General features: G+C 52.7%; 1 protein-coding gene. It reads right to left on the bottom strand.

The genetic code is table 11. From position 1 onward, the window contains the following. The coding region (locus tag ERX37_RS11340) for a collagen-flanked surface repeat-containing protein (protein ID WP_208001706.1) at window positions 1–256 on the bottom strand (256 nt) is incomplete at both ends.

Raw genomic sequence — 256 nt, 5'->3', positions numbered from 1 at the left:
TGTCGCCGTTGGTGATTCGCCGTCCGCACCATCTTTGATCACTGTTGTTGTTGTCGTGCCATCTGGATTCGTGATCGTCACTGTGTGTGTACCGTCTCCATTGTCGACTACTGTCGCCGTTGGTGATACACCATCTTTACCGTCTACTCCGTCAACACCATCTTTGATGACTGTCGTCGTTGTTGTGCCGTCTGGATTTGTGATCGTCACTGTGTGCGTGCCGTCGCCGTTGTCGACTACTGTCGCCGTTGGTGAT

The sequence above is a fragment of the Macrococcus hajekii genome, assembly GCF_004359505.1.
Taxonomy (GTDB): domain Bacteria; phylum Bacillota; class Bacilli; order Staphylococcales; family Staphylococcaceae; genus Macrococcus; species Macrococcus hajekii.
This window is presented reverse-complemented; position numbering and strand designations above follow the sequence as displayed.